This is a genomic window from Rhodosalinus sp. (genome assembly GCF_046542825.1).
Classification (GTDB): domain Bacteria; phylum Pseudomonadota; class Alphaproteobacteria; order Rhodobacterales; family Rhodobacteraceae; genus Rhodosalinus.
In genome coordinates this window covers 1-24,245 of sequence record NZ_JBKHAQ010000037.1, presented here as the reverse complement: position 1 = coordinate 24,245, position 24,245 = coordinate 1, and the positions used below count along the sequence as shown (strand labels likewise).

Here is a 24,245-nt window from a genome sequence, read left to right as displayed (position 1 = left end):
CCGGCGCAATAGTCGGTGTCCGAACACACGAAGATTCTGCCGCCCTCGTCGTCCACGATCACCTCGTCGAGATAGCTGTCGATGGCGCCGCAGAGCGCGCAGGGATGTTCCGCCTTCGACGGGTCGAAGGGGTGATCCTCGAAATCGAGGCTCGCGGCGCGCGTCCAGGGCGGCAGGGCATAGATGCGCTGCTCGCGCCCCGCGCCGAAAAGCTGGATCGCGGGGCTCTCCAGCTTGGGGTTGTCGAACCTGGGGATCGGCGAGGGATCCATCACGTAGCGCCCCGCGACCTGCACAGGGTAGGCGTAGGAGGTCGCGATCGCACCGTGCCGGGCGATGTCCTCGTAGAGCTTGACGTGCATCAGACCGTATTCCTCGAGCGCGTGCATCTTGCGCGTCTCGACTTCCGAGGGCTCCAGAAAGCGCAGCGGCTCGGGGATCGGCACCTGGTAGACGAGGATCTGGTCCGCGGAGAGCGGCGTTTCGGGGACGCGGTGGCGGGTCTGGATCACTGTCGCCTCGGCCGTGCGCTCGGTCGTGGCCACGCCCGCGACACGCTGGAAGAAGCGGCGGATCGAGACCGCGTTCGTCGTGTCGTCGGCGCCCTGGTCGATCACCTTGAGCCGGTCGTCAGGCGTCAGCACCGCCGCCGTCACCTGCACGCCGCCGGTGCCCCAGCCATAGGGCATCGGCATCTCGCGGCTGGCGAAGGGCACCTGGTAGCCCGGGACGGCGAGGCCCTTGAGAATCGCGCGGCGGATCATCCGCTTCGTCGGCTCGTCGAGATAGGCAAAGTTGTAGTCGCTCACGATGCGCTCCCTGTGCCCGGATCGCCTGTGCCGCTACGGCAACACCCTGTCGCCCGCCGGCGATCGGCCACGAAATGGCCGGATTTCCCGGCCAGGGTGCGCCCACGAACCCACCCTGAACGGAAAGGGACGACACGATGGATATCGTCGCCAACATGTTCGCGGGGCCGCTGGGCCTCGCCGCGGGCTTCGCGCTCGTCGCGGCCGCCGCTCTGCGGCTGCGCCGTCTCCGGGCCGAGGATCCGGACCGGGATCGAGGCTGATCTCATTCCGCGGCCTCCGTCCCGGAGGCCGCGGACGCGTCCCGGCGCAAGCGGCGGACGAGCTCCAGTTCGGACTGGAAATCGACGTAGTGGGGCAGCTTGATGTGTTCCAGGAACCCCGTCGCCTGGATGTTGTCAGCGTGCGAGAGCACGAACTCCTCGTCCTGCACCGGCGCGCCGGTGTCCTCTTCGCCCAGTTCCTTCCAGCGCAGCGCGCGATCCACAAGCGCCATCGCGATCGCCTTGCGCTCGGTCTGTCCGAAGACGAGGCCGTAACCGCGGGTGAACTGCGGGGGCTGGGTGCGCGACCCGGTGAACTGGTTGACCGTCTCGCATTCGGTCAACTCCACCTCGCCGATTTCCACCGCGAATCCCAGTTCGGGGATGTCGAGTTCCACGGCCACCACGCCGATGCGCAACTCGCCCACGAAGGGATGATTGCGCCCGTAGCCGCGCTGCGAGGAATAGGCGAGGCCCAGCAGGAAGCCCTCGTCGCCGCGCGCGAGCGCCTGCAGCCGCAGCGCCCGGTCGGCCGGCAGTACCAGCGGTTCGCGCGTCAGGTCGCGGGGTGCCGCCTCGCCCTCCGGCTCGGGCTGGATCACGCCCTCGCGGTCGAGATAGCACAGGACATGCGGCGCGCGGCCGGCCGGCACCTCTGCCTCCGGTGCGCGTGGTGCCAGGCCCTCGGCGGCCAGCGTGAAGTCGAGCAGCCGGTGGGTGTAGTCGAAGGTGGGCCCAAGGATCTGCCCGCCCGGCACGTCCTTGAAGGTGGCCGAGATGCGGCGCACCACCTGCATCGCCGCAGTCTCCACCGGGCGCGAATAGCCCAGCCGCGGCAGCGTGGTCTTGTAGGCGCGGATGAGGAAGATCGCCTCGATCATGTCGCCGCGCGCCTGCTTGATCGCCAGCGCGGCAAGATCGGGATCGTAAAGCGCGCCCTCCGCCATGACCCGGTTCACGGCCAACGCCAGTTGCTCGCGGATCTGGGCAAGGCTCAGCTCGGCCACGGCGGTATTGCCGCGGCGCGCCTCCGCCAGCCAGGCGTGGGCGTTGTCGATCGCCCGCTCGCCGCCCTTGACCGCAACATACATCAGAGCACCCGTGTCGAGCGCGGCAGCGCCGCAAGCCGGTCGCCGCAGGTGAAGAAGAAATCGAGGCCCCGCGGAAACAGCGCGTGGTTGCGCCGGAAGGCAGCCGGGTCGGGCAGGTCAAGCCACGCCTGCGTCTCGATCCCCGGCCCTTCGAGCGTGGCGCCTCTGGCCTCCAGCCGATCCATTTCGACAATAAGCGTGGCAGAGCGATCGGGGTATTCCGGCTCGCCCTGACGGTAGTTTTCGAGCGGCAGAAGCGCCTCCCAGCTTCCAAGGGCAAAAGCGGCCTCTCCCCGCGGGACGAGCGGCGCGCCCGTGTGGAACGCGATCCAGGCGCGCACTGCCTCTGCATCCGCGCTGCCGGCAAGATGCAGCGGCGTATCCGCGTCACAGAGCGTGAGCAGCAGGACGCCCGCCGCAACGGAGACCGGCACCGGCGGTGTGGCGCCCGCCACGCGCTCGATCCGGCCGGGCCGCGCCATTGCGGACATCGCCGCGCGAAAGGCAGCCACCCCATCGATCGCCGCGTCGGCGAAACCGCCGGAGACCCCCTGCATCAGTCCTCTCCCCGCACCATGGTGAAGAACTCGACCCTCGTCGCCGCCGCACGCCGCGCGCGCGCCGCGCGGCGCGCGGCCTCGGCCTCCGCCAGCGGCGCGAGCACCTTCGCGCGCAGGGTTTCCGCCTCCGGCCCCTGCAAGAGGGCGTCCGCGAGTGCCGCGCGCGTGGCGTGACGCTTGTCGCGCCCTTGCACATGAGCGTGCCCGACGCGCCCGTCGGCAAGGCGCAGCGCACAGCGCGTCACGGTCATCTCTCCGAGATTGAAGGGCGCGCCGGTCGCCCCTGCCCTGCCCCGCACCATCACCGCGCCCGTTTCGGGTGGGCGCAACCACTCGTGCACGAAATCCTCCAGCGCCGCGGCGTCCCACAGGCGGGCAAACTCCTTCGCCGGGGCCCTGGCCAGAAGGCCCATCCACCCCCGGCGTGTCGCGATCGGATCCTCGCCCTCGTCCACCGGCGCTTGCTCCGCTGACTCAATTCCTATACAACTAGACAAGTCATACCGCACCCCGGCCCTGCCACGCAATCCCGCCGCCCGTGAAACTTCCGTGACATGCCCCGCACCCCGCTCTGGACCGCGATAGAGACCGCGCTGACCGAGGATATCGCCGAGGGGCGCTATTCCTCCGGTGACAGGCTACCGAGCGAGGCTGCGCTCGCGGCGCGCTTCGGCGTGAACCGCCATACCGTGCGCCGCGCGCTCGCTTCGCTGGCAGAGGCCGGTCTGGTCCATTCCCGACGCGGCGCGGGCGTCTATGTGCAGCATGCAGCGACCGACTATCCCATCGGTCGCCGCGTCCGGTTCCACCGCAACCTCGAGGCGGCAGGCCGCCTGCCCGCCCGCGAGATCGCGCTGCTGGAGACGCGCAGCGCCGATGCGGCCGAAGCGCGCGCGCTGGAGCTTGACGCCGGCGATCCGGTGTTGATCTGTGAAGGCCGGTCGCTGGCCGACGGCCAGCCGATCGCGCTTTTCCGCAGCGTCTTTCCCCAGGCGCGCCTGCCGGGCCTGGCAGAGGCGCTGCACGAGGTGTCCTCGGTCACCGCCGCGCTCGCCCGCGTGGGCGTGCCGGACTACACGCGCCGGTCCACCCGCATCTCGGCGCGGCCCGCCACGGCGACGCAGGCGGTGCAGCTTCGCATCGCGGAGGGCGCTCCGCTGTTGCGCACGGTCGCCGTCAACGCCGATGCGCAGGGGCGCCCGGTCGAATTCGGCACGACGTGGTTCGCGGGCGACCGGGTGACCCTGACATTGCATGACCTCGACGGCGAGGCACCTTGAAAACAAGGGCTTCTGTCACTCCTGCGACACATTTGCCTGCTATTTCATCGGAAAGCATCCACAGGACTGGTCCGAGTTGTCCACAGGCCTCCTCTCCCTTCGGCTGACCGGCGCGACCGTCTTGCGCGACGGCGCGCTCGTCGCGCGGTCGGTCGCGATCTCGGACGGCAGGATCACCCGGGGACCGCTGCCTGCCGTGGACCTCGAGGGCTATCTGGTGCTGCCCGGCATCGTGGACCTGCATGGCGACGCTTTCGAGCGCCACCTCGCGCCGCGCCCGCGCGCGGAGTTCCCGCCGGAGACCGCGCTGCGCGCAACGGATCGCGACGCAGCCGCCAACGGCGTGACCACGGCCTGGATGGCGCATGGCTGGTCGTGGGAGGGCGGGCGCCGCGGCCCTGACCAGGCGGAGGCCTTCCTCGCTGCGCTCGACCGCTACCGCCCGCAGGCGCAGACCGACCTGCGGGTGCAACTGCGCTGCGAGACGCACACCGTCGCCACTGCCGACCGCCTGCTCGCAGCCATGCGGCGCCACAAGGTCGATTACGTGGTCTTCAACAACCACCTGGCGGAGGCTGCCGCGCTGGCGGACAGCGCCCCCCCCGGACTGAGCCGCTGGGCGCAGGACATCGGCCGCACGCCCGAGGATTTCCTTGCCGCCCTTCGCGCCGCGCGGGCCGAGGCGCGCGAGGTGCCGCGCCACCTCTGCCGGCTGGCAGAGGCCTTCGACGCATGGGGCGTCCGTTACGGCAGCCACGACGACCCCGACGGCGAGACGCGCGAGACCTTCTCGATGATCGGTGCAAAGATATGCGAGTTCCCGATGCGCCGTTCCGCCGCGGCCCTGGCCCGCGCGGTGGGCGACCCGGTCATCATGGGCGCGCCCAACGTGGTCCGCGGCGGATCGCAGGCCGGCAACATGCCCGCGCGCGACCTGATCCGCGACGGGCTCTGCTGCGCGCTGGTCTCGGACTACCATTACCCCTCGCTGGCGGCCGCAGCGTTTCGCATCGTGGACGAGCAGTTGCTCGACCTGCCGCAGGCCTGGGCGCTGATCTCGGAGCGACCGGCGGAGATCATGCGCCTCCCGGACCGCGGGCGCATCGACTACGGTCTGCGGGCCGACCTGACGGTCGTGCATGCCGGGACGCGGGCGGTCGAGGCGACCATCGCGGGCGGGCGGCTGACCCATCTGACCGGCGGCGCGGCCGCGCGCTTCATGGCGGCGCTGGGCGCAGTGGCGATGGCGGCCGAATAGGGCACCGGCGAACACCATTTCGTCATCTGCTCGTCACGTCGCCAAGGCAAACAGCATCCATTGGAACGACTCGCTTTCATCGGCGCGTTTTCAACGAGTTCCGGGGCGGCTTCGGCCGCCCCTTTTCGTTGTCTCCTCCTGACCTGCGGATCGCTCTTGCCAGGTTGCGGGCGCCGCTGTGCCACCTCTGCGTCACGAACACCGCGTATCGGTGCAGGCTGTCGCAGCGTTCCGGGGATATCCCTGGAACCGAAGCGGTCATCGCGCCTCACCGAAGCGCAGGCACCGCAATGGGCGGACCTTCCGCGGCGCGCCGTCACCCGGGGCCCGGGTCGCTCCGACCGCGCGCGGCGTGTTCCGCGCACGTCTTCGTCTCGACAAGGATGCCCGGCCGGGCGCGCGGCAGGGCGCTGTCGTGGCGCGGTCATCTTCAAGGCGCGGGCATCGCGCTCCACTCCTGTGGGGACCGTGTACAGGAGGCGCTGCGCCGACAATCCCGCCTGTCCTGTCGCGGCTGGGCCCTGCTGCTCCGGCGCGCAGCGGTCCGCGGCGGCCCCTCCGCCGCGCAGACAAGCGGGCGGGAAATCTTCGGCCGTCAGCCGCCATGCCGTTCCAGAAACGCGCGCGCATCGAGGCACCGGAAGTCCTCGAGCGCCGCGCGCAGGCGCTCATGCGACCAGTCCCACCAGCCAAGCGCGATCAGCCGCTCCGCGATCTCGGGCGGCTGGCGCCAGCGCAGGGGACGGGCTGGCACGCCGGCGACAATGGCATAGGGCGCCACGTCCTGCGTGACCACCGCGCTTGCAGCCACCACCGCGCCGTGGCCCACCGTCACCTCGGGCTTGATTTGCGCCGCGTGGCCCAGCCATGTGTCGTGCCCGATCACCGCCCGCCGTGCGCGCCGCCTTGCGAACCAGTCGGCGTCGTGTTCCGCGTCGTCCCAGTAATCGGCGGAGCGATAGATGAAGTGGTGCAGGCCGGCGCGATCCAGCGGATGGTCGGTGGCCCCGATGCGCACGAAGCTGGCAATGTTGGCGAAGCGGCCGACCTCGGCATTGGCGATGTCGCACCAGCGATCGCAATAGGAATAGTCCCCAAGGCGCGAATGCGCGATCCGCGTGCCGCGCCCGACCTCGGTGAAGCGGCCCAGCGCCGCCTCCACGAGCTCGCACTCCGGGTGCACGAGAGGCGACCCCGCGTTCAGTCGCGCCATGACCGCGCCGTCCTTTCAATGGTCTTCAAATACCCATTCCCGCCTGCGCCCGCCGCACACGCCCGGATCAGCCCCCGTCGCGCCCCCGGATCAGCCGCCGCCGCAGGATGCCGGATAGCCAGTCCATCGCCATCACGGTCAGCACGATCAGGATGATGTAATAGGTCACCTCTTCCCAGTCCTTCTGGGTGATGATCGCCTGCGTGATCAACAGGCCGATGCCGCCCCCGGTGATCGCCCCGATCACCGTGGCCGAGCGGGTGTTCGATTCGAAGAAATAGAGCACCTGGGACAGGAGCACGGGCATGATCTGCGGGAGCACGCCGAAGCGATAGCGCTGGACTGGCCGCGCACCGGTAGAGGCGACGCCCTCGATCTGCTTGCCGTCCACGTTCTCGAGCGCCTCGGAGAAGATCTTGCCGAAGCTGCCCGTGTCGGTGACGAGGATCGCCAGCGCCCCGGTCAGCGGGCCGGGACCGAAGGCCCGGCTGAGCACGATGGTCCAGATCAGCGCGTCCACCCCGCGCAGGAAATCGAAGACGCGCCGCGCGCCGAAGCGCAACGTCATCAACGGGGTGAAGTTCTTGGCCGCGACGAAAGCCAGGGGCAGCGCCACAATCGCCGCACCGAAGGTGCCGAGAAAGGCCATGAGGATCGTCTCGACCATCGCCCAGGCCACATCGGCGTGCCGCCAGATGCCATTGTTCCAGAAATCCTGCCATGCGCCCGTGACATTGGCGCGCTCGGGGTCGAGCTGCGGGCCGAACAGGATCTCGAAGGGCGTGCGGTCGTAATAGGGGCTGTCGAAGGTGAACCAGAAGAGCTCCCAGCCGAAGAAGTAGCGGAAGACCTCGGTGCGGTTGCGGGTGATCGTCATCCGGCCCGCGTCGGTCGTGACGTCGAGCCGCGCGCGCGAATAGCTGATCCACTCCGGCAGATCCTCTTCGGCCAGGTTGATCTGCACGCCGCCCGCCCGGCTTGCCTGCGCCTCGATGCGGCCGAAGTCGGGGTGGAGGTAGACGGCGCTGTTGTCCGGGCCCAGGATCACCGAATGCCCGTCCTCCAGCGCGACACGCACGCCGCCGGCATCGCGCTCGACCCAGTCGGGCTCGAGCTCCGGCGGATAGATCGCCCGGCGCTCGCCCTCCTTGGACACGATGATGTCGCCCGAGCGGTTGTCGCGCGTCACGTGCACCTTGTGGCTGTAGCTGTCGGCCACCAGCGTGGCGGCATTGTCCAGCCGCGCGCGGTCCGCAAGCCCCGGAATGTCGAAGGCGAAGAAGACGTAGACCAGATAGGCCAGGATCACGACCGGCACGGCCAGGGCTGCGCGCCGCTTCGCCGCGAAGCGGCGGACCGCGGCGGCCTGCAGGCTTGCCGGCGCGGGGGCTGTGATGTCGGTCATGCCAGAACCTCGCGTCCCTGGGTCAGGCGGTTGCGGTAGTGGCTCGACACCTGGTCCACGACCACGATCGTGAGGAACAACAGGACGAAGATCGCCGCGGCCTCGTCGAACTTGCCCATGCCGAAGGTCATGGAGTTGCGCAGCTCGTAGCCGATGCCGCCCGCGCCCACGAAGCCCAGGATGGCGGAGGCCCGGATGTTGATCTCGAACCGCAAGAGGCCGTAGCTCAGGTAGTTGGGCGCCACCTGCGGGATCACGCCGAAGGCCATGCGCTGGCCCCAGCTTGCGCCGACCGAGTGCAGCCCCTCGACCGGCTTGAGGTCCGCGTTCTCGTTCACCTCGGAATAGAGCTTGCCCAGCGCGCCCGCGGTGTGCAGCGCGATGGCGATCATCGCGGGCACCGGCCCGCCGCCGAGGATGAAGATCAGCACCAGCGCGACCACGATCTCCGGAAAGGCGCGCAGGACGTCCATGATGCGCCGGAAGACCGGGATCAGCCGCGGCCAGGGCGCAAGGCCGTGCGTGGAGACCAGCGACAGCGCCATGCCGCCGAAGAAGCCCAGCAGCGTGGCGACCGCGGCGATGTTCAGCGTCTCGATCAGCGCGGGAACGTAGCGCCACAGCAGCGCGGGCATCTCCGCCCGCTTGGCCCAGGCTTCGGCCACGACGTCGGCGGGGAAGTCCAGCATGTTGCGCCAGCCCTCCCAGAAGCCGCCCGCGTTGCGCGCATCCGCAACGTAGAAGCCGCTCGCCATGAGGACGACGAAGATCAGGAGGGTGAGCCCGCTGTAGAGCCGCCGGCGCCGCGTCAGCGCCAGATAGGCGCCGCGCGTGTCGGGGCTGTTGGCGGCAGGGGCGGCAAGATCGGCCATGCGGTGTCCCGGATGCAAAGGGGGTCCCGGCCCGCGTGGCCGGGACCCCGGGTCAGGCAGTCAGCCTTCAGTTCATCTCGCGCTGGCGCACTTCGATGATCGTCTCGTAGGCGTCGTGGCCGATCGGCATGAAGCCCGCCGTCTCGCCCGCGGCGACGCTGTAGGCGCAGTCCGGATCGCGCTCGTGCAGGCCGTTCATCAGCTCGGTCACGGTCGCCTTCACGTCCTCGGGCAGAGCCTGGCGCAGGACGATCGGCCCTTCAGGGATCGTCTCCGACTTCCAGATCTCGACGAGCTGGTTCATGTCCACGAGGCCGGCATCGGAGGCCTTGCGCAGCGCGCCCGAGTTGTAGCCGTCCTCCCAGGCGCCAAGGCCGTCGGCCCAGGTCACGCCGGCGTCGATGTCGCCGTTGGCCACCGCGACGATGGTCTGCTCATGGCCGCCGGTGAAGACGACGTCGCCGAAGTAGTCGCCGGGCTCCATCGAGCCGCCGGTCGCCGCCGGGATCTCGACCGAGGGGATCAGGTAGCCCGAGGTGGAGTTCGGATCGCCGAAGCCGAAGACCTTGCCCTCCATGTCCTCGAGCGACTCGATGCCGCTGTCGGCGCGGGCGAAGCCGATCGAGTGATAGCCGTAGGAGCCGTCGAGGTTGGTCTTGACCAGCACCGGCTCCACCGCCTCGGGGTCGGCGAGATAGGTGGCGGCATAGCTGGAGGCGCCGAGCCACGCCAGGTCGATGGACCCGCCCAGCAGCCCCTGGATCACGCCGTTGTAGTCGGCCGGCGTGAACATGCGCACCGGCACGTCAAGCGCCTCGCTGACGTAATCCGCAAAGCACTGGTTCGAGGCCAGGCGGTCCTGCGCGTTCTCGCCACCGAGGATCCCGATGCGGAACTCCTCGATCTCCTGCGCCATCGCCGGGGCGGCGAGAGCGGTGGTCGCGAGCGCGGCTGCGATCAGTTTCTTCATGGTCTATCCCTCTGCTTGTTCGGGGCGTGGGGTGCCCCGCGCCGCCCCTTCCGGACGGACGGGGCGGTGGTAAACTCAGGCGGGAACGGGCGCTGCCGCGTGATCGCGGATCTCGGTCGAGGTGGCCGATTCCGAAAAGCTGGCGTCCGCGCCGTAGATGTCGCGCGCGACACCCGTGGTCAGCTGCTCGGGCGTGCCGTCGAAGACGACGCGCCCCATCCGCATGCCGATCACGCGGTCGCAATAGCGCCGCGCCGTGTCCAGCGTGTGCAGGTTGCAGATCACCATGCGCCCGTCCTCGTCATGGATGCGGCGCAGCGTGTCCATCACGATCTGCGCGTTCATCGGGTCGAGGCTGGCGATCGGCTCGTCGGCCAGGATGATCTTCGGGTCCTGCATCAGCGCGCGGGCAATGGCCACGCGCTGCTGCTGGCCGCCCGACAGCGCCTCTGCCCGCTTGGGCGCATGTTCGGCGATGCCCAGCCGTTCCAGGATGTCGATGGCGCGGTGAATGTCCGCCTCGGGGAACAGGTTGAAGAGCGTGGCGAGCGTGGAGCGGCGGTTGAGCGTGCCGTGCAGCACGTTCGAGACCACGTCCATCCGCGGCACCAGGTTGAACTGCTGGAAGATCATCGCGCAGTGCGACTGCCAGCGGCGCTTTTCGGCACCCTTCAGGGCGGTCACCTCCGTGCCCTCGAAATGCACCGCGCCATCGGTCGCGTCGGTCAGCCGGTTCAGCATCCGCAGCAGCGTGGACTTGCCCGCGCCCGAGGCACCGATGATGCCCACCATCATCGCGCGGTCCACGTCCAGCGTGGCCGCATCTACGGCGGTGTTCGCGCCGAAACGTTTCGTCAGTCTGTCGATCCGCAGCACGTCCCACCCCCAAGGCTGTCCGGGGCCGCGTATCGGCCCCCGGCGACGGATGTGTGTCGTTTCTGCAAAGCTTTCGTGACAGCCTGCCGCGCCGGCCGGCACACCGGGCCTGCGCTGCTCCCCGGCCCGCTTTCCGGGCATCCGAACGCGAACGGGGCGGCCGAAGCCGCCCCGCACTGTCCCTCGTGGGTGATGCGGATCAGTTCAGCGCCTGATCCGTGATCTCGTGCGTCCAGGCCGCATCGCCCGGATCCTCGGTGATGACCGGGGTCGAGCCGCCGGCAAGCAGCGTCTCCACCGTGCGCTCGAAATCGGCCGGGTCCAGCGCGCCCTCGGAGCCGGCCGTCAGCTTGGCGACCTCCTCCATCATCCGCTTCTGGTGGGTTTCCGTCTGCGCGCCGGTGGCGTCGTTCTCCAGCACGATCATCGCCGCCTCGTCCGGGTTCTCCTCGGCGTATTTCCAGCCCTTCATCGAGGCGGCGACGAAGCGGGCCATCTTGTCGACGAAGGCGGGATCCTCGAGGTCCTCCTCAAGCACCCAGAGCCCGTCTTCAAGCGTGGCCACGCCCTGATCCTCGTACTTGAAGGTGATCAGTTCCTCGGGCGCCACGCCCGCATCGATCACCTGCCAGTACTCGTTGTAGGTCATGGTCGAGATGCAGTCGGCCTGCCGCTGGATCAGCGGATCGACGTTGAAACCCTGCTTCAGCACCTCGACGCCGTTCTCGTCCCTGCCGTCGGTCTCGATCCCCAGCTTCGCCATCCAGCTGAGAAAGGGGAACTCGTTGCCGAAGAACCAGACACCCAGCGTCCGGTCGGCCAGATCCTCCGGCTCCTCGATGCCCACGTCGCCCCAGCAGGTCAGCATCATGCCCGAGGACTTGAAGGGCTGCGCGATGTTCACCAGCGGCAGCCCGTTCTCGCGCGCGGCGAGCGCGGCGGGCATCCATTCCACGATCACGTCGGCGCCGCCGCCCGCGATCACCTGCGGCGGCGCGATGTCCGGCCCGCCGGGCCGGATGGTCACGTCGAGGTTCTCTTCGTCGTAGAACCCCTTGTCCTTGGCGACATAGTAGCCCGCGAACTGCGCCTGCGTGACCCACTTGAGCTGCAGGGTCACCTCGTCCTGGGCCAGCGCGGCACTGGCGATGCCGCCGGTCAGAGTTGCGGCGAGCGCGGTCTTGATGAGTGTCTTCATGGTTTTCTCGTTCCCTCCTTGTTGGGATCACCCTGTTTCAGGGTCTTTGTGACGGGTGCCAGAAGGTCACCCGCTTCTCCGCCCGGGCGACGGCGAAATAGAAGGCCGAGCCGGCCAGCGCCGCCACCGTGATGCCCGCCCAGACCATGCCCAGCTGCAGCTGCCCCACCGAGGTGGAGATGCGGAAGCCAAGGCCCAGCGTGGGCGAACCGAAGAACTCCGCAACGATGGCGCCGATCAGCGCCAGCGTGGAGGATATCTTGAGCCCGTTGAAGATGAGCGGCATCGCCGCCGGCAGCCGCAGCTTGACGAGCGACTGCCAGTAGCTGGCGGCATAGGTTTCCATCAGGTCGCGCTGCATCCGGTCGGCCGCCTGCAGCCCGGCGACCGCGTTGACCAGCATCGGGAAGAAGACCATCAGCACCACGACCGCCGCCTTCGACTGCCAGCCGAAGCCGAACCACATCACCAGGATGGGCGCGGTCCCGATGATCGGCAGCGCCGCCATGAAGTTGCCCACCGGCAAGAGCCCCCGCTGCAGAAAGGGCGAGCGGTCCACCGCCACCGCCATCGCCACCGCCGCGGCGCAGCCGATGACATAGCCCGACAGCGCCCCCTTCACCACGGTCTGCACGAAATCGCCCCAGAGCAGGCCGAAGTTGCCGGCAAGGATCGCCGCGATCCGCGTGGGCGGCGGCAGGATCACCCCCGGCACGTCGAAAAGCCGCACGGTCAGCTCCCAGAGGATCAGGATCGTGACGCCGAAGAGTGCCGCGACCGCGAGCCGCCCGCCGTCGCGCCGCGCCAGCGTGCTCTCCGACAGGCGGATGTTGACCTGCCAGGCCGCGAACCAGACCGCCAGCACCGCCGCCAGCCGCAGATCGACCAGCAGCGCGGCCCCCAGCGCCGCGACCTGCATCAGCAGCAGGGGCCCGATGCGCGACAGAGCCCCGCTCATCGCCCGAACCCCATGCGCCGGAGCGTGACCCGCTCGATCAGCCCGATCAGACCCACCATGGCCGCGGCCACGATCGCGGCGGCGAAGAGCGCGGACCAGATCTGCACCGTCTGCCCGTAATAGCTGCCCGCCAGCAGCCGCGCGCCCAGCCCCTCGGAGGCGCCGGTGGGCAGCTCGCCCACGATCGCCCCGATCAGCGCGGCCGCGATCCCCACCTTCAGCGCGGCGAAGAGATAGGGCACCGAGGCCGGCAGCCGCAGCTTCCGGAAGGCCTGCGCGCGGGTCGCGGAATAGGTGTGCATCAGGTCCATCTGGCTCGCCGCCGGGCTCCGGAGCCCGGCGACCATGCTGACCACCACGGGAAAGAAACTCAGGTAAGCCGAGATCAGCGCCTTGGGGATCAGCCCCTGCAGGCCCACCGAGTTCAGCACCACGATGATCATCGGCGCGATGGCGAGGATCGGGATCGTCTGGCTCGCGATGGCCCAGGGCAGCACGCTCATGTCCATCGCCCGGTCGTGCACGATGCCCACCGCCAGCAGCACGCCCAGCGCCGTCCCGATCCCGAAGCCCAGAAGCGTCGCGGACAGCGTGACCCAGCCGTGGTAGACGAGGCTGCGCTTCGAGGAGGGCGGCGTCGCGACCGTGGTCTTCCAGAGCTCGGCCAGCACCTGGTGCGGCGCCGGCAGCCGCGGCCGGTCGAGCGAAAAGCTGCCGCCGAGCTGGCCGGGATTGGCCAGCACCAGCGCGAAGCGCCCCATGTCCCGCCGTTCCGAGGCCGAGGGCGGTGCCACCTCCGCGCCCGCCCGCTCGGCGAGGGTCAGCGTCTCCTTCACGTTCATCGGTACGCAGGCGGCATACCAGAGCGCCACGATGGCAACGACCACCGCGAGAATCGGCAGCACCCGCAACCGCACCCAGCGCCAGGCCCGAAGCCCCGTGCGTCCCGCCCCCGCGCCCGGCGCCGCAATCTCCGTGACGGAGGTCATGCGCGCACTCCGCCCGCGGCTTTCAATGGTCCCAAAATACCCACATCACGGCCCCTGCCCCAGGCGCGGCGCCAGATGCGAAGGCGGGATTTGGGTATTTTAAGACCATTGAAAGAAAATGGTGATTCCCTGTGGCAGCGGTACAGGCTGGGGAGCCGATGACCGCGACCGTTGAAAGACGCGGCGCTCCGTCCCCGCGAGGGGGCGGAGCGCCTGCGGAATTGGCGGCGCGTCTCAATCATAGCCGTGCCCCGCGCGCAGCCCCTCGCGGACGCGGTGGGCGATCTCGATGAACTCGGGCGTGTCGCGGATCTCCAGCGGCCGCTCCAAGGGCAGAGGGCTCTCGATCACGTCCGTGATTCGGCCGGGCCGCGGGGACATGACGACGATCTTCGTCGAGAGATAGACCGCCTCGGGGATCGAGTGGGTGACGAAGGCGATGGTCTTGCCGGTCCGCTTCCAGAGCGCGAGCAGTTCCTCGTTGAGCCGGTCGCGCACGATCTCGTCGAGCGCGCCGAAGGGTTCGTCCATCAGCAGGATGTCGGCGTCGAAGGCAAGCGCGCGCGCGATGGAGGCGCGTTGCTGCATCCCGCCCGAGAGCTGCCAGGGGAACTTGTGCTCGAAGCCTGCCAGATCGACGAGGTCGAGCACCCGCTTCACCCGCTCCGCCTGTTCGGCCCTCGAATAGCCCATGATCTCGAGCGGCAGGCGCACGTTGCCGCCGATGCTGCGCCACGGGTAGAGACCCGCCGCCTGGAAGACATAGCCGTAGGCGCGGGCGCGGCGGGCCTCGTCGGGCGTCATGCCGTTCACGGCCATGGCGCCGGAGGTGGGCGTCTCCAGCGCAGCGACGACGCGCAGGAGCGTGGTCTTGCCGCAGCCCGAGGGGCCGATGAAGCTGACGAATTCGCCCTGCCCGATGGCAAGGTTCACGTCCTTGAGGGCCTGAACGGGCCCGTCCCCCGTCTGGAAGACGAGGTTCAGCCCTTTCGCCTCGATCGCCGCCTCGGCGGCGTGGGTGTCCTTCATCGCGCGGTCTTCCCCTCGCTCCGGCGCCGCTGTCGCCTGCGCGCTCACACCCCGCTCGCCGGGATGCCGGTGCGCTCGACCTTGCGCGGCGCGGTCAGTTCCTTCCAGGTCGAGAGCGCCTTGTTCACCGGCCCCATCGGCGGGCGCTTGACGAAGTCGCCGTGCCCCTCCTCGGTGCGGATGTCGCCGTCGTGCACCGCGACCTTGCCGCGGGTGAGCGTGAAGCGCGGCAGGCCCTTCACCTGCTTGCCCTCGAACACGTTATAGTCGATGGCCGACTGCTGCGTCTTCGCCGAAATCGTCTTTTCCTTGTTCGGGTCCCAGACCACGATGTCGGCGTCCGCCCCTTCCAGGATCGCGCCCTTCCTCGGATAGACGTTCAGGATCTTGGCGATGTTGGTCGATGTCACGGCCACGAACTCCGGCATCGTCAGACGCCCGGTGTTCACGCCATAGGTCCAGAGCATCGGCATCCGGTCCTCCAGCCCGCCGGTGCCGTTGGGGATCTTGGTGAAATCGCCCACGCCGTAGCGCTTCTGGTCGGTGGTGAAGGCGCAGTGGTCAGTGGCCACCACAGACAGCGAGCCGCTCGCCAGCCCGTTCCACAGGCTGTCCTGGTGCTGCTTGTTGCGGAAGGGCGGCGACATCACGCGCCGCGCCGCATGGTCCCAGTCCTTGTCGAAATACTCGCTCTCGTCGAGCGTCAGGTGCTGGATCAGCGGCTCGCCCCAGACGCGCTTGCCCTGCATCCGGGCGCGGCGGATGGCTTCGTGCGCCTCTTCGCAGGAGACGTGCACGATGTAGAGCGGCACGCCCGCCATGTCGGCGATCATGATGGCGCGGTTCGCGGCCTCGCCCTCGACCGCCGGGGGCCGCGAATAGGCGTGCGCCTCGGGGCCGTCGTTGCCCTCGGCGAGATATTTCTGCTGCAGATCGGCCACAACGTCGCCGTTCTCGGCATGGACCAGGGGGATGCCGCCCAGTTCCTTGACGCGCTGGAACGAGGCGAAGAGTTCGTCGTCGTTCACCATCAGCGCGCCCTTGTAGGCCATGAAGTGCTTGAAGGTGTTGATGCCGCGCTCCGTCGCTTCCTTCATCTCGTTGAACACCTGCTCGCCCCACCAGGTGATCGCCATGTGAAACGAATAGTCGCAGTTCGCCCGCGTCGACTTGTTGTCCCACATCCGGATGGCGTCCATCAGCCCCTGCCCGGGCTGCGGCAGCGCAAAATCCACGACCATGGTCGTGCCGCCCGCCAAAGCGGCACGCGTGCCGCTTTCGAAGTCATCCGTGGAATAGGTGCCCATGAAGGGCATCTCGAGATGGGTGTGCGGGTCGATGCCGCCGGGCATGACGTAGCAGCCGGTGGCGTCGAGCACCTCGTCGCCCTTCAGATCCTTGCCGATCCCGGTGATCTTCCCGTTCTCGACCAGCACGTCGGCCTCGTGGATCAGGTCGGCCGTGACGATGGTGCCGCCCTTGATGACCTTGCTCATGGCGTCCTCTCCCTGTTGTCCCTTTGCGGCTCAGACCGAGCCGAAGCAATCGATGGCGGGGCCGTGCACCCCGATGTCCAGCGGGCCGAAATCGCTTTCCACGCAGAGCGAGAAATAGCCCGCGGTCGGCAGATAGATCACGCGGTAGGTTCCGTTGGTGCGCGTGACCGACCGGCAGGTCTGCGTGATCCCGCCCGAGAAGTTGACCGTGACGGGCCGGGGCGGCCGCCTGTGCCTGCGGAACTCGGCCAGCGTCCCCGCGCCCTGCGAGGTCGACCCGTCCCAGGCCGCCTCCTCGGCGTCCAGCAGCGCGTCGATCTCGCTGGCGAAGGCGGCGTCGGTCATGCCCTCACTCCACGATCTCCGCAGTCTCCAGCACCGCGTGCATCAGGACGTCGGCGCCGGCGCGGGCCCAGTCCCTGGTGATCTCCTCGGCCTCGTTGTGGCTCAGCCCGTCGACGCAGGGGCACATCACCATCGCCGTGGGCGCCACGCGGTTGATCCAGCAGGCGTCGTGCCCGGCGCCCGAGACGATGGGCATGTGCGAATACCCCAGCCGCTCGGCCGCGTCGCGCACGGCGGCGACGCAGTCGGGGTCGAACGCCACCGGGTCGAAGCCGCCCACCTTCTCGAAGGCCACCTCCAGCCCCATGTCGGCGCAGATCTTCCCGGCCCCCGCGCGCAGGCGTTCCTCCATGTCGCGGATCACGGCCAGTTCGGGCGAGCGGAAATCCACGGTGAAGACCGCCTTGCCCGGGATCACGTTGCGCGAGTTGGGATAGACGTCGATGTGCCCCGCCGCGCCCACGGCATGGGGCGCGTGCGACAGCGCGATCTCTTCCACCAGTTCCAGCACGCGCGCCATGCCCAGTCCCGCGTTCCTGCGCATGGGCATCGGGGTGGAGCCGGTGTGCGCGTCCTTGCCGGTGATCGTCACCTGCGTCCAGCTCAGCCCCTGCCCGTGGGTGACGACGCCCACGTCCTTGCCCTCTGCCTCCAGGATCGGACCCTGCTCGATGTGCAGCTCGAAGAAGGCATGCATCTTCCGCGCGCCCACCTTCTCGGCCCCGCGCCAGCCGATGCGCTCCAGCTCGTCGCCGAAGCGCTTGCCCTCCGCGTCCACGCGGTCGTAGGCCCATTGCTCGTCGTGCACGCCCGCGAAGACGCCCGAGGCCAGCATCGCGGGGGCGAAGCGCGTGCCCTCCTCGTTGGTCCAGTTCGTCACCACGATGGGATGCTTCGTGCGGATGCCGAGGTCGTTCATCGTGCGGATGATCTCGAGCCCGCCAAGCACGCCGAGCACGCCGTCGTATTTCCCGCCCGTGGGCTGGGTGTCGAGGTGCGAGCCCACGTAGACGGGCAGCGCGTCCGGGTCGGTGCCTTCGCGCGCGGCGAACATGTTGCCCATGCTGTCCACGCCCATGCTCAGGCCCGCGTCCTCGCACCAGCGCCGGAACAGCGCGCGGCCCTCCGCGTCGGCGTCGGTCAGGGTCTGGCGGTTGTTGCCGCCGGCGACGCCGGGGCCGATCCTGGCCATCTCCATCAGGCTGTCCCAAAGGCGGTCGGCGTCGATTCGCAGGTTCTCGCCCGGTGCGGCCATGTGCTTGCTCTCCCCGTCGCTGGCGGCCCGTCTTCCGCGCGGGCGGCGCGGCGCAGGCTTTTGACCGTTTGGTCAAGGCACGATTGCAACGGGTCTGCCACCTGTCAAGGATTGACGCCCGCCGAGGCGCGGGTCAGACCATGGCGACCTTTGAACTGCACAGGGCTTGCCCAGACGCATGGACTCCCCCACCGACGCCCCGCGCAGCAAGAAGCCGAGCCGCATCCAGACGCGCAATCGCAAGCGCATCCTGGAGGCCGCGCTCGACGTCTTTTCCGTCGAGGGCTACCGGGGCGCCACGCTGGACCAGATCGCGCAGGCGGCGGGGCTGTCGAAGCCCAACATCCTCTATTACTTCGACGGCAAGGAGGCGATCCACGTCACCCTGCTCAACCGCACGATGGAAACCTGGCTCGAGCCGCTGCGCCGTCTCGACCCCGAGGGCGAGCCGCTGGACGAACTGCTGCGCTATATCCGCCGCAAGATGGAGATGAGCCACGCGTTCCCGCGCGAAAGCCGGCTCTTCGCCAACGAGATCCTGCAGGGCGCCCCGCGGATGCGCCCGCATCTGGAAGACGGGCTGAAGCCGCTGGTGGACGAGAAGGCGGCCCTGATCGCCCGCTGGGTTGCGGACGGGCGGCTCGCGCCCGTCGAGCCGCGGCACCTGATCATGTCGATCTGGGCCACGACCCAGCACTACGCCGACTTCGAGGCGCAGATCGCCGTCCTCATGCCCGAAGGGAACGTCCGGGAGGAGGCGCTCACCCATGTCGAGACGATGTTCCGCAAGCTGCTCACGCCGGCAAGCGGTTAAACCGTTAAACCTGCGTTTACCGTGCCCTGCCACCGTGCGGGCATGATACACGAGTCACGCTTGCAGCCGATCCGCCATCCAAGCTGGGGACGCAGGATCTTCAGTGCCAGGACAGTGCAGCGCGGCGGCGTGCTGCGCCGTTCGGTGCGCGACGTGGAACGCGAGATCGGCCGCGAGGCGCTTGTCGCCGAGGTCCGGGCGCGGGGCTTTCACCTGATCGAATGCGGCGGGCAGTTCATCATCATCTGCAATTCCGGCCACATCCGGGTGATCTGCTGAGCACGAAGATTTTTCGATCGAAAAATCTTCGCCGGTCCGGCGCCCGTCGCCGCGCCATTTTTCGATCGAAAAATGGCGCGGCTTCGGATCACTCCGCCGCCTTGGCCGCCGCGGGGTTGTTCGGATGCGTCGTCCAGTTGGCGTAGTCGTCGCGCACCATTTCGCCGGTGCGCGGGTCCACGGCGCCCGCTGCCATCCGCTCCATCGTGATGCAATCCTCGACGGGGCAGACGTTGACGCAGAGGTTGCAGGCCACGCATTCGGCGTCGATCACCTCGAACACGCGGTCGGGCGACATGCTGATCGCCTGATGGCTGGTGTCCTCGCAGGCGGCATAGCACCGGCCGCACTTGATGCAGCTGTCCTGGTCGATGCGCGCCTTGGTGACGTAGTTGAGGTTCAGCGCGGCCCAGTCCGTCACGTTGGGCACCGCCCGCCCGATCAGGTCCGGCAGCGCGATCCGCTTCTCGTCGAGATACTGCGACAGGCCCGAAATCATCTCCTGCACGATCCTGAAGCCGTAGGTCATCGCGGCCGTGCAGACCTGCACGTTGCCCGCGCCAAGCGCCATGAACTCCGCCGCATCCCGCCAGGTGGTGACGCCGCCGATGCCGCTGATCGGCAGGCCGTGCAACTCGGGGTCGCGCGCGATCTCGGCCACCATGTTGAGCGCGATGGGCTTCACCGCCGGGCCGCAGTAGCCGCCGTGCGCGCCCTTGCCGTCGATCGTGGGCTCGGGCGCGAAGAGGTCGAGATCGACGCTGGTGATCGAGTTGATCGTGTTGATCAGGCTCACGGCATCCGCGCCGCCGGCCAGGGCGGCCGCCGCCGGCTTGCGGATGTCGGCGATGTTGGGCGTGAGCTTCACGATCACCGGCATCCGCGTGTTCGCCTTGCACCAGCGGGTGACCATCTCGATGTATTCCGGCACCTGCCCGACGGCAGAGCCCATGCCCCGCTCGCTCATGCCGTGCGGGCAGCCGAAGTTCAGCTCGACCCCGTCGGCGCCCGTCTCCTCGACACGCTTGAGGATGTAGCGCCAGGGTTCCTCCTCGCAGGGGACCATGAGCGAGACGACCATCGCCCGGTCGGGATAGTCGCGCTTGACCGCCTTGATCTCTTGCAGGTTGGTCTCCAGCGGGCGGTCGGTGATGAGCTCGATGTTGTTCATGCCCAGAAGCCGCCGGTCCGGCCCCCAGACGGCGCCGTAGCGCGGCCCGTTGACGTTCACGATGGCCGGGTCGAGGCCCAGCGTCTTCCACACCACGCCGCCCCAGCCCGCGTCGAAGGCGCGGCGGACGTTGTATTCCTTGTCCGTTGGCGGCGCGGAGGCCAGCCAGAAGGGGTTGGGCGACTTGATGCCCACGAAGTCGGTCGCGAGATTGGCCATTCTGCTTGTCTCCCTGTCGGACGGCGCGCGCCTCAGCGCATCAGCGCCGCGTGGATGTCCTCTGCGGCGTCGCGGCCCTGGGCCACCGCCGTCACGGTCAGGTCATCGCCGCCCGCGGCGCAGTCGCCGCCGGCCCAGACGCCGTTCAGGCTGGTGCGGCCCATGCCGGTGACCGCGATCTTGCCGCCGTCGAGGTCGGGCAGACCTTCGCCCGCGATCTTCTGTCCGATCGCCTTGAAGACCTGGTCGGCCGGCAGGCGGAAGCGTTCGCCGGTGGGGGTCAGGTCGTCCTCGACGAACTCGAACTCCATCTCGCGCACCGCGCCGTTGCCGTGCACCGCGACGGGAACCGCGTTGGTCACGATCTTCACGCCGCGGCGCGCCGCGTGATCCTGTTCCTTGCGGCTGGCGTTCATCCGGTCGCGCCCGCGGCGATAGACCATGGTCACGTTCAGCGCGCCCAGCAGCTTCGCCTGCACGGCCGCATCCACCGCCGTCATGCCGCCGCCGATAACGATCACGTCGCGCCCGATGGGCAGGCTGGCAAGGTCGCTTGCCTGACGCAGCTCGGCGATGAAAGCCACGGCGTCGTCCACACCGTCGCGATCCTCGCCGTCGAGGCCCAGCGCGTTCACCCCGCCCAGGCCCATGCCGAGAAAGACGGCATCGTAATCGGCACGCAGTTCCGCCAGCGTGACATCGCGGCCAAGCGCGCGCCCCTGCTCCAGCCGGATGCCGCCGATCTGCATCAGCCACTCGACCTCGCGCTCGGCGAAGCCGTCCACCGTCTTGTAGGCGGCGATGCCGTATTCGTTGAGCCCGCCGGGTCTCTCCCGCGCGTCGTGGATCACCACGTCGTGGCCCTTCATCGCCAGCCGATGCGCGCAGGACAGGCCGGCAGGCCCCGCCCCCACGACGGCGATGCGCCTGCCGGTCGGCGCGGCGCGCTCGAAGGGATGCACGCCGGCCTCCATAAGCGTGTCGGTGGCGTAGCGCTGCAGCCGCCCGATCTCGACGGGCGCGTGTTCCGCGGCCTCGCGCACGCAGGCCTCTTCGCACAGCGTCTCTGTCGGGCAGACGCGGGCGCACATGCCGCCCAGGATGTTCTGCTCGAAGATCGTCTTCGCCGCCGCCTCGGGCGTGTCGGTGGCGATCTGGCGGATGAAGAGCGGGATGTCGATCTCGGTCGGACAGGCCGCGATGCAGGGGGCGTCGTGGCAGAAATAGCATCGGTCGGCCGCCACCGCCGCCTCGTGCGGCGTGAGCGGCGGGTGGATGTCGCAGAAGCCCTCTGCCAGCGCTTCGGGGTCGAGGCGGCCGGGGCGGATGCCCCCGGCCAACGCATTCGCCTTCATGTTCGCTCTCCGCTGTCGGTTCGTCGTGTTTTGGAAAAACGCTGGCACATGCCTCGTTTTTTATCAATCGGTAAAAAACGGAGCCGCCGCACTACGGGCACGGGGCAGCCCGCGTGCAAGAAAAACGGGCAGATCGGCGGCAAGCTGCCGCATGGCGCGGATTGAACCTTGGGTCGCGCCGCACCTGTGCCATATACGAGGTGTGTGCGACGGTGTGCTGTCACAGTCCTGACGTGTATCCGCGCTAAACTTTCATGGCCTTTTCGGGTCGCCGAGGTGTTCGAGACCGTCATGCGGTCCGGGTTCGGTGCGGCCCCGGGAGCCCGCCACCCAGGACCGTCGTCAAAGGGGACCAAGATGAAAACCTATCACGATCCCTTCGCCCTGAGCCTCGCACTGTTCCGCCTTTCGGGCTACGCGGTGGCAACGCAGATGCGCTGCGCCAACGTCCTGGCGCGCGGCGCGATGGATTTCGCCACGTTCCGGCCGTGGCGGACAGGGGTCGCGGCCTCGCTCCAGGAACCGGCGCCGCAACCCCCGGCCAAGCCCGCCCGCAAGCCTGCCGCGCGGCGCAAGCCCGCATCTGCGAAGACGCCGGCCGCGCCGGCCCGGCTGCGGCTTGTCGACTCGACCGATGCGCCGGCAAAGCCCGCTGCCGGCAAGGCACGGCGCCAGCCATCCGCGCCGCCTTCGATGCCGGAACGCGCCGCAACGGGCACCGACGCCGAGGCCTGAGCGCCGCCACGTCAGCCATGCATCCGGCGCGAGCCGGCTTTGCGCCGCCGCCCGGTGGTCCTGCGGGCTTCGGCAGCATAGGTCGTAACCCAGGGAGGAAACGGTCAAACACTGACGGAGTTTCCCGAAAATGGCTGAAATCACGGCCGATTCCACGAACACCGCACCGCGCTCCGGCCTCCGTGCCGTCTTGCATGCGATTGCGGATTTCTTCGAAAACGTCGCCGCATCCAATCGCCGGCTGCGCCAAGTGCAATACCTGCAGTCACTCACCGACGAGGAACTGGCCCAGCGCGGCCTGAAGCGTGAGAACATCGTTCATCACGTGTTCTGCGATCTCTACTACGTCTGAGGTCGCCCGCGACACGCTGCCCGATCAGAAGGGCAGCTTTGGGGTGAGGCCGCCGCGTTCCAGATCCCATGCGGCGTGCCACCCCCCTGTTTTTCGCCGCAGATCGTTCCGCCCGGCGGTGCAGATCCGTCGCCGCCCCGGAAGGGGGCACGGGCGGATCGGCTGCCCCGGCACCGGCAATCTTCGATGCGCGCGAGCGAGCGCCGGGCACATCCGCATTGCCCGTGGCGGCGCGGGATGCGCCACGCCCGGCGACCCAGTCGCCCGCCGTCGCCGCCATGCGGCAGCAGGGTCGGCGGTGACTTTCGGTAGCTGCCAAGGCGCGTCCCGCTCGAAGATCGCCATGATTCTCGCCATTTCAGGAGACGAAGGCCATCCGCATCTCACCCGAGACGGCGGTGCAGATCGCATGATCCCTGCCGTCATGCCGATCGCCGGACGCGGCAACGGCTGGGGGATCGAAGTCAAGGCGGTGCGCGGTAAAGCCCCCCACCGTGGCCCGCTTGCGCGGCGGCACATCCTGCCCGTCAGCGATCAGCGAACCCGGCGCCATCCCTTCACGAGACAGACCCAGCGCGGCAAGGCGCGCGCCCCGAGCTGACGCAGGGACGGCGCTGCGCTGACGCCGCGCAGAAACAGGCACGGGGAAGCCGGCACGGGCCGGCGCCCCCATCGGCGTGCGAAAGACCGGTCATCGTTTTTTTCGGCGGCCCAGCTCCGAAAAAGGGCAGAGGACGGGAGAGTGCCGCCCGCACGCGGCCCGGCTTGCTGGAAGGACCGCGACCGCGCCTGCTATGGATCGGACAGGAATGGACATGACGACGCAGCGCCCCGATTCGCCGCCCGCGCTGCGGGTGGCCAGCTACAACATCCGCAAGGCGGTTGGCCTCGACCGGCGGCGCGATCCCGCGCGCATTGTCGAGGTGCTGGCAGAGATCGCGCCCGACATCGCCGTGCTGCAGGAGGTCGACACCCGCGTGCCGCCCCGCCGTGCCGTGCTCTCGCCCGCCTCGATGGAGGCGCACGCCGGGCTGCGGCTGCTCGATCCCAGCGTGGGGCTCGGACGCACCGGGTTTCACGGCAACACCATCGCGCTCGCCCCGCACATCGAGCTTCTGGACCTCGACGCCATCGACCTGCCGGGGCTCGAGCCGCGCGGCGCGGTAATGGCGCGACTGCGCCTTCCCGACGGCGAGCTTTTCCTCGTCGGGTGTCACCTGCCGCTTGTCGCCACCTTCCGGCGCGAGGCGGTGGCGCGCCTGGTCGAGGTGGTGCGCGGCGCAGGGGACGCACGGTGGCTGATCGCGGGCGACCTGAACGAGCCACGCCCCGTCGGCGCGCTCTCCCCCTTTGCCGAGGGCGCCCGCATCCTGCCCGCCGGGCTGAGCTTTCACACGCGGATGCCCCGCTTTCCGCTCGACCGCTTCATCCTGTCGCCGCACCTGACGGGAGC

General features: G+C 69.0%; 27 protein-coding genes. 9 read left to right on the top strand and 18 right to left on the bottom strand.

The annotated features are described in order from the left end of the window. Nucleotides 1–809: alpha-D-ribose 1-methylphosphonate 5-phosphate C-P-lyase PhnJ (locus ACLFOB_RS07010; protein ID WP_410925620.1), on the bottom strand; the 809-nt coding region annotated here is incomplete at its 3' end. 137 nt (nucleotides 810–946) lie between these two features. On the opposite strand from ACLFOB_RS07010, the gene ACLFOB_RS07005 reads away from it, so the two are divergent. Beyond that, the gene (locus tag ACLFOB_RS07005) at nucleotides 947–1,072 is read left to right on the top strand and encodes a hypothetical protein (protein WP_410918374.1); all 126 of its coding nucleotides are present in this window, start codon (nucleotides 947–949) and stop codon (nucleotides 1,070–1,072) included. Between the two features lie 2 nt (nucleotides 1,073–1,074). Here ACLFOB_RS07005 and ACLFOB_RS07000 read toward each other — a convergent pair whose 3' ends face one another. From ACLFOB_RS07000 to phnG, 3 genes are read right to left on the bottom strand one after another with little or no spacing between them, the layout of a single operon-like run. Beyond that, nucleotides 1,075–2,163: a carbon-phosphorus lyase complex subunit PhnI gene (locus tag ACLFOB_RS07000; protein ID WP_410925619.1), complete on the bottom strand. Its 1,089-nt coding sequence runs from the start codon at nucleotides 2,161–2,163 to the stop codon at nucleotides 1,075–1,077. Beyond that, nucleotides 2,163–2,720 (bottom strand): phosphonate C-P lyase system protein PhnH, encoded by a 558-nt coding sequence (phnH, locus tag ACLFOB_RS06995; protein WP_410925618.1) that lies wholly within the window; start codon nucleotides 2,718–2,720, stop codon nucleotides 2,163–2,165. Before phnH ends, ACLFOB_RS07000 begins: the two co-directional genes overlap by 1 nt. Continuing rightward, nucleotides 2,720–3,178 carry a phosphonate C-P lyase system protein PhnG gene (gene phnG / locus ACLFOB_RS06990; RefSeq protein WP_410918377.1) on the bottom strand — a complete coding sequence of 153 codons (459 nt, stop codon included), beginning with the start codon at nucleotides 3,176–3,178 and terminating at the stop codon, nucleotides 2,720–2,722. Before phnG ends, phnH begins: the two co-directional genes overlap by 1 nt. A gap of 99 nt (nucleotides 3,179–3,277) precedes the next feature. Between phnG and phnF the strand changes: the two genes are divergently transcribed. Together phnF and ACLFOB_RS06980 are read left to right on the top strand one after the other, a co-directional pair. Then, nucleotides 3,278–4,003 (top strand): phosphonate metabolism transcriptional regulator PhnF, encoded by a 726-nt coding sequence (gene phnF, locus ACLFOB_RS06985; RefSeq protein WP_410925617.1) that lies wholly within the window; start codon nucleotides 3,278–3,280, stop codon nucleotides 4,001–4,003. A gap of 76 nt (nucleotides 4,004–4,079) precedes the next feature. Next, nucleotides 4,080–5,261 carry an alpha-D-ribose 1-methylphosphonate 5-triphosphate diphosphatase gene (locus tag ACLFOB_RS06980; protein WP_410925616.1) on the top strand — a complete coding sequence of 394 codons (1,182 nt, stop codon included), beginning with the start codon at nucleotides 4,080–4,082 and terminating at the stop codon, nucleotides 5,259–5,261. Nucleotides 5,262–5,856: 595 nt separating this feature from the next. Here ACLFOB_RS06980 and ACLFOB_RS06975 read toward each other — a convergent pair. From ACLFOB_RS06975 to ACLFOB_RS06920, 12 genes are all read right to left on the bottom strand, one after another. Further along, nucleotides 5,857–6,474: a chloramphenicol acetyltransferase gene (locus ACLFOB_RS06975; RefSeq protein WP_410925615.1), complete on the bottom strand. Its 618-nt coding sequence runs from the start codon at nucleotides 6,472–6,474 to the stop codon at nucleotides 5,857–5,859. A 67-nt stretch (nucleotides 6,475–6,541) separates the two neighbouring features. Continuing rightward, on the bottom strand, nucleotides 6,542–7,879 hold the full coding sequence (gene phnE / locus ACLFOB_RS06970) for a phosphonate ABC transporter, permease protein PhnE (protein ID WP_410925614.1): 1,338 nt from the start codon (nucleotides 7,877–7,879) through the stop codon (nucleotides 6,542–6,544). Then, complete coding sequence (gene phnE, locus ACLFOB_RS06965) at nucleotides 7,876–8,751, bottom strand: phosphonate ABC transporter, permease protein PhnE (RefSeq protein WP_410917123.1); 876 nt, start codon at nucleotides 8,749–8,751, stop codon at nucleotides 7,876–7,878. Before phnE (ACLFOB_RS06965) ends, phnE (ACLFOB_RS06970) begins: the two co-directional genes overlap by 4 nt. 67 nt (nucleotides 8,752–8,818) lie before the next feature. Further along, on the bottom strand, nucleotides 8,819–9,721 hold the full coding sequence (gene phnD, locus ACLFOB_RS06960) for a phosphonate ABC transporter substrate-binding protein (RefSeq protein ID WP_410925613.1): 903 nt from the start codon (nucleotides 9,719–9,721) through the stop codon (nucleotides 8,819–8,821). A gap of 75 nt (nucleotides 9,722–9,796) precedes the next feature. Next, complete coding sequence (phnC, locus tag ACLFOB_RS06955; protein WP_410917125.1) at nucleotides 9,797–10,597, bottom strand: phosphonate ABC transporter ATP-binding protein; 801 nt, start codon at nucleotides 10,595–10,597, stop codon at nucleotides 9,797–9,799. Nucleotides 10,598–10,796: 199 nt separating this feature from the next. Further along, nucleotides 10,797–11,795, bottom strand: a complete 999-nt coding sequence (locus ACLFOB_RS06950; protein ID WP_410917127.1) for an ABC transporter substrate-binding protein — start codon at nucleotides 11,793–11,795, stop codon at nucleotides 10,797–10,799. Nucleotides 11,796–11,832: 37 nt separating this feature from the next. Continuing rightward, a complete protein-coding gene (locus tag ACLFOB_RS06945; RefSeq protein ID WP_410917139.1) occupies nucleotides 11,833–12,714 on the bottom strand; it encodes an ABC transporter permease in 882 nt (293 codons plus the stop codon). A gap of 35 nt (nucleotides 12,715–12,749) precedes the next feature. Further along, a complete protein-coding gene (locus tag ACLFOB_RS06940) occupies nucleotides 12,750–13,742 on the bottom strand; it encodes an ABC transporter permease (RefSeq protein ID WP_410917128.1) in 993 nt (330 codons plus the stop codon). Nucleotides 13,743–13,976: 234 nt separating this feature from the next. Further along, nucleotides 13,977–14,771, bottom strand: a complete 795-nt coding sequence (locus tag ACLFOB_RS06935; protein WP_410917129.1) for an ABC transporter ATP-binding protein — start codon at nucleotides 14,769–14,771, stop codon at nucleotides 13,977–13,979. A gap of 44 nt (nucleotides 14,772–14,815) precedes the next feature. After that, a complete protein-coding gene (hydA, locus tag ACLFOB_RS06930; protein ID WP_410925612.1) occupies nucleotides 14,816–16,267 on the bottom strand; it encodes a dihydropyrimidinase in 1,452 nt (483 codons plus the stop codon). A 30-nt stretch (nucleotides 16,268–16,297) separates the two neighbouring features. Then, nucleotides 16,298–16,612 carry a hypothetical protein gene (locus ACLFOB_RS06925; RefSeq protein ID WP_410917131.1) on the bottom strand — a complete coding sequence of 105 codons (315 nt, stop codon included), beginning with the start codon at nucleotides 16,610–16,612 and terminating at the stop codon, nucleotides 16,298–16,300. A gap of 4 nt (nucleotides 16,613–16,616) precedes the next feature. After that, nucleotides 16,617–17,867, bottom strand: coding sequence for a Zn-dependent hydrolase (locus tag ACLFOB_RS06920; protein WP_410925611.1), 1,251 nt, complete (start codon nucleotides 17,865–17,867; stop codon nucleotides 16,617–16,619). 178 nt (nucleotides 17,868–18,045) lie between these two features. Here ACLFOB_RS06920 and ACLFOB_RS06915 point away from each other — a divergent pair, with 178 nt between their 5' ends. Continuing rightward, nucleotides 18,046–18,681, top strand: coding sequence for a TetR family transcriptional regulator C-terminal domain-containing protein (locus ACLFOB_RS06915; RefSeq protein ID WP_410925610.1), 636 nt, complete (start codon nucleotides 18,046–18,048; stop codon nucleotides 18,679–18,681). Nucleotides 18,682–18,741: 60 nt separating this feature from the next. Next, complete coding sequence (locus ACLFOB_RS06910) at nucleotides 18,742–18,960, top strand: hypothetical protein (RefSeq protein ID WP_410917136.1); 219 nt, start codon at nucleotides 18,742–18,744, stop codon at nucleotides 18,958–18,960. Between the two features lie 88 nt (nucleotides 18,961–19,048). Here ACLFOB_RS06910 and preA read toward each other — a convergent pair whose 3' ends face one another. Together preA and ACLFOB_RS06900 are read right to left on the bottom strand one after the other, a co-directional pair. After that, on the bottom strand, nucleotides 19,049–20,350 hold the full coding sequence (gene preA / locus ACLFOB_RS06905) for an NAD-dependent dihydropyrimidine dehydrogenase subunit PreA (RefSeq protein WP_410925609.1): 1,302 nt from the start codon (nucleotides 20,348–20,350) through the stop codon (nucleotides 19,049–19,051). Nucleotides 20,351–20,382: 32 nt separating this feature from the next. Next, the gene (locus ACLFOB_RS06900; RefSeq protein WP_410916218.1) at nucleotides 20,383–21,705 is read right to left on the bottom strand and encodes an NAD(P)-dependent oxidoreductase; all 1,323 of its coding nucleotides are present in this window, start codon (nucleotides 21,703–21,705) and stop codon (nucleotides 20,383–20,385) included. Between the two features lie 276 nt (nucleotides 21,706–21,981). Here ACLFOB_RS06900 and ACLFOB_RS06895 point away from each other — a divergent pair, with 276 nt between their 5' ends. The 4 genes from ACLFOB_RS06895 to ACLFOB_RS06880 all read left to right on the top strand — a co-directional run. After that, nucleotides 21,982–22,440 carry a hypothetical protein gene (locus ACLFOB_RS06895; protein WP_410925608.1) on the top strand — a complete coding sequence of 153 codons (459 nt, stop codon included), beginning with the start codon at nucleotides 21,982–21,984 and terminating at the stop codon, nucleotides 22,438–22,440. 130 nt (nucleotides 22,441–22,570) lie between these two features. Further along, on the top strand, nucleotides 22,571–22,792 hold the full coding sequence (locus ACLFOB_RS06890; RefSeq protein ID WP_410916220.1) for a DUF1127 domain-containing protein: 222 nt from the start codon (nucleotides 22,571–22,573) through the stop codon (nucleotides 22,790–22,792). Between the two features lie 343 nt (nucleotides 22,793–23,135). After that, on the top strand, nucleotides 23,136–23,393 hold the full coding sequence (locus ACLFOB_RS06885; RefSeq protein ID WP_410925607.1) for a hypothetical protein: 258 nt from the start codon (nucleotides 23,136–23,138) through the stop codon (nucleotides 23,391–23,393). A gap of 214 nt (nucleotides 23,394–23,607) precedes the next feature. After that, nucleotides 23,608–24,245: endonuclease/exonuclease/phosphatase family protein (locus ACLFOB_RS06880; protein ID WP_410925606.1), on the top strand; the 638-nt coding region annotated here is incomplete at its 3' end.

What these genes read in the sequence shown, in the direction of transcription:
- ACLFOB_RS06915 (WP_410925610.1), top strand. Translation starts at nt 18,046, where the DNA reads ATGGACTCCCCCACCGACGCCCCGCGCAGCAAGAAGCCGAGCCGCATC.
- ACLFOB_RS06945 (WP_410917139.1), bottom strand. Translation starts at nt 12,714, where the DNA reads ATGCAGGTCGCGGCGCTGGGGGCCGCGCTGCTGGTCGATCTGCGGCTG.
- ACLFOB_RS06890 (WP_410916220.1), top strand. Translation starts at nt 22,571, where the DNA reads ATGGCTGAAATCACGGCCGATTCCACGAACACCGCACCGCGCTCCGGC.
- phnH (WP_410925618.1), bottom strand. Translation starts at nt 2,720, where the DNA reads ATGCAGGGGGTCTCCGGCGGTTTCGCCGACGCGGCGATCGATGGGGTG.
- phnE (WP_410917123.1), bottom strand. Translation starts at nt 8,751, where the DNA reads ATGGCCGATCTTGCCGCCCCTGCCGCCAACAGCCCCGACACGCGCGGC.
- ACLFOB_RS06885 (WP_410925607.1), top strand. Translation starts at nt 23,136, where the DNA reads ATGATTCTCGCCATTTCAGGAGACGAAGGCCATCCGCATCTCACCCGA.
- phnE (WP_410925614.1), bottom strand. Translation starts at nt 7,879, where the DNA reads ATGACCGACATCACAGCCCCCGCGCCGGCAAGCCTGCAGGCCGCCGCG.
- ACLFOB_RS06900 (WP_410916218.1), bottom strand. Translation starts at nt 21,705, where the DNA reads ATGAAGGCGAATGCGTTGGCCGGGGGCATCCGCCCCGGCCGCCTCGAC.
- ACLFOB_RS07000 (WP_410925619.1), bottom strand. Translation starts at nt 2,163, where the DNA reads ATGTATGTTGCGGTCAAGGGCGGCGAGCGGGCGATCGACAACGCCCAC.
- phnF (WP_410925617.1), top strand. Translation starts at nt 3,278, where the DNA reads ATGCCCCGCACCCCGCTCTGGACCGCGATAGAGACCGCGCTGACCGAG.
- preA (WP_410925609.1), bottom strand. Translation starts at nt 20,350, where the DNA reads ATGGCCAATCTCGCGACCGACTTCGTGGGCATCAAGTCGCCCAACCCC.
- ACLFOB_RS06920 (WP_410925611.1), bottom strand. Translation starts at nt 17,867, where the DNA reads ATGGCCGCACCGGGCGAGAACCTGCGAATCGACGCCGACCGCCTTTGG.
- ACLFOB_RS06935 (WP_410917129.1), bottom strand. Translation starts at nt 14,771, where the DNA reads ATGAAGGACACCCACGCCGCCGAGGCGGCGATCGAGGCGAAAGGGCTG.
- ACLFOB_RS06950 (WP_410917127.1), bottom strand. Translation starts at nt 11,795, where the DNA reads ATGAAGACACTCATCAAGACCGCGCTCGCCGCAACTCTGACCGGCGGC.
- hydA (WP_410925612.1), bottom strand. Translation starts at nt 16,267, where the DNA reads ATGAGCAAGGTCATCAAGGGCGGCACCATCGTCACGGCCGACCTGATC.
- ACLFOB_RS06940 (WP_410917128.1), bottom strand. Translation starts at nt 13,742, where the DNA reads ATGACCTCCGTCACGGAGATTGCGGCGCCGGGCGCGGGGGCGGGACGC.
- ACLFOB_RS06975 (WP_410925615.1), bottom strand. Translation starts at nt 6,474, where the DNA reads ATGGCGCGACTGAACGCGGGGTCGCCTCTCGTGCACCCGGAGTGCGAG.
- ACLFOB_RS06925 (WP_410917131.1), bottom strand. Translation starts at nt 16,612, where the DNA reads ATGACCGACGCCGCCTTCGCCAGCGAGATCGACGCGCTGCTGGACGCC.
- ACLFOB_RS07005 (WP_410918374.1), top strand. Translation starts at nt 947, where the DNA reads ATGGATATCGTCGCCAACATGTTCGCGGGGCCGCTGGGCCTCGCCGCG.
- phnD (WP_410925613.1), bottom strand. Translation starts at nt 9,721, where the DNA reads ATGAAGAAACTGATCGCAGCCGCGCTCGCGACCACCGCTCTCGCCGCC.